This is a genomic window from uncultured Marinobacter sp. (assembly GCF_963974375.1).
Classification (GTDB): Bacteria; Pseudomonadota; Gammaproteobacteria; order Pseudomonadales; family Oleiphilaceae; genus Marinobacter.
This window is the reverse complement of sequence record NZ_CAXBDN010000403.1, coordinates 1-2,308: the sequence shown is the minus strand read 5'-3', so window position 1 is coordinate 2,308 and position 2,308 is coordinate 1. Positions and strand designations below refer to the sequence as shown.

Below are 2,308 nucleotides of genomic sequence, written 5' to 3'. Positions count from 1 at the left end.
CGCCCTGGGCATGGATATAGCCGCCCAGTGCGCAGAAGTCCCGTTGCATGTCGATAATGATCAGGGCCACGCGCTCCGGCGCTACCGGGCCGTCACAGGGCCATGGGTAAGGCCGTGTGTCGCGGACTGAGAAGGTGCCAGTGGAATTCACCGGATACGTCCTTGAACACCCTGAACCAGAAAGTCCATCTTTTCGGTCTGATCCAGTGTCATCACATCGCCTTCGGCGACGAGTTCGGTGCCGTCCTGGCCGATGATCGGTCCGGCCCAGACCTGATAGCTCTCGTTCATGATCAGTTCCCGGCGTTTAGCGACCTCTGCGGCTGTTTCTTCGCTTACCGCTTTGCCGAAATCACTCAGTTTGGCGGCCTCGGTCAGCAGGTCGCCGCGCAGGTGTTCCGGCTCCCAGCTGCCATCGCGGATGGATTCCACAATGCCCACCATCATCGGACCCCAGTTCCATACCGCCCCTACCAGCCAGCCCTCGGGCGCGAAACGACTGGCGTCGGCATGGTAGCCCACGGAGTAGACGCCCCGGCGCTCGGCCACCTGGACGTAGTTGATGGGTGAATCCACGTGTCCTGTCAGCACGTCGGCACCGTCACTGATAAGTGCCTCTGCGGCTTCGGATTCGCGGGTCGGGTCGGACCAGTTGGAGGTCCAGATCACAGCAGTGGTCGCCTCGGGGTTCACGCTCTGGGCACCCCGGGTGAAGGCGTTGATGTTGCGCAGCACCTGGGGAATCGGGTGAGCTGCGATGAAGCCCATTTTGTTGGTCTTGGTGGTCATGCCGGCAGCGATACCCGCCAGGTACATGGCCTGGTCAATTTCGGCAAAATAGGTCATCAGATTGTCGGAGGTCTTGAGGCCGCCGGAGTGTGCAAAATGCACCTCGGGATATTTCTCGGCAACCCGCAGGGCATGGTCCAGATAGCCGTAGCTGGTGGGGAAGACCACCTCGACCCCGGAACGTATCATCCGCTCCATCACCCGCTGGACGTCGGCGTTCTCCGGAATATTTTCGAAGTGGACGGTCTCGATGTCGTCCAGATTCTCTTCCAGGTACAGGCGCCCCTGATCCTGGGCATAGTTGTAGCCGTAGTCGGATTTCGGGCCGACATAGACAAAGCCTACTTTGGTCGCCGCTACGGCCTGCAGACTGACGGTGAGAACCGCGGTTGCCAGTACACTACTGATCAGCTTTTTCATGGTAACGCTCCGTTTTTCGGGTTTGAATCGTTCAGTTTGCCGGGCCACTGCCCTGGCGTTTTCCGGTTATTGGTCAGCTGCTTTTGAACACGGCCCGCAGCCCCATGGGCATGCCGCCACCGCTGGATTTCAGGCTCTTGTAGCTCAGTACCAGTACACCCAATGGAATCAGGTAAGGCAGCGTGGCCAGCAGGTACGGCGAAACATTCAGGCCCCAGGATTGCAGGCGCAGGTTCAGGGCCTCAGAGGCACCGAACAGCAGGGCGGCGGGCAGCGCATACCAGGGGTTCCAGCGGGCGACGATGACCAGACCTACGGCAACCAGGCCGCGTCCGGCGGTCATGCCCTCGACCCAGTTGGCGGTGTAATCCACGGCCAGGGCCGCTCCGGCAAAACCGGACATGAAGCCACCGAACAGAATGGCCGCCAGCTGGAAATGCCGGGGGTTGTGACCCAGATTGCGGGTGATGTCCGGTGATTCGCCCACAGACCGCCAATGCAGTCCGGGACGGGTCCGGAACAGGAAGATGGAAATCACCGGCACACACACCAGAGTGATCAGCACCGTAGGGGTCATGGCACCGAGGAAGGGGCCGATCACCGGCAGCTGCCCGGCAGCAGAGCCGCCAAAGCTGCCAAAGGTGTTGATCTTCTCGCCCACAAACGGGATGCCGTAATAGGCGCTGAGGCCGCCGCCCAGAATCATTACTGCGACACCACTGGCAATCTGGTTGGCGCCGCAGCCCAGCACCAGCACCGCGTGAACCGTTGACAGCAACACACCGGCAGCGCAGGCCGCCAGTACACCCAGCCAGGGGTCACCGGTGACAACGGTGACGCCGAAGCCGGTCATGGCACCCAGCAGCATCTGGCCCTCAACTCCGAGGTTGATGACGCCGCTGCGCTGGGTAAGGGTCTCTCCCAGCATCACCGCCAGTACCGGTGTGGCACTGCGAAGGGCGGCGAAGAGCACGGTCAGAATTTCAGTGAGGATCAGTTCCATGTGGGCGTTCCTGGTACAACGGGCGTTCCTGGTACAACGGGCGTTTCAGTCACAGAGGCGTTTATTGCAGTCATGGTCAGGTCACCGCCTTTCTGG

The 2,308-nt window shown here is 61.1% G+C and carries 2 protein-coding genes; both read right to left on the bottom strand.

All coding sequences use genetic code 11. From position 1 onward, the window contains the following. Positions 1-147: 147 nt before the first annotated feature. Positions 148-1,209: a BMP family ABC transporter substrate-binding protein gene (locus tag AAC035_RS20690; RefSeq protein ID WP_339807008.1), complete on the bottom strand. Its 1,062-nt coding sequence runs from the start codon at positions 1,207-1,209 to the stop codon at positions 148-150. 73 nt (positions 1,210-1,282) lie between these two features. Beyond that, entirely contained in the window at positions 1,283-2,212 is a 930-nt protein-coding gene (locus AAC035_RS20685; RefSeq protein WP_339807007.1) for an ABC transporter permease, read from the bottom strand. Positions 2,213-2,308: the final 96 nt, after the last annotated feature.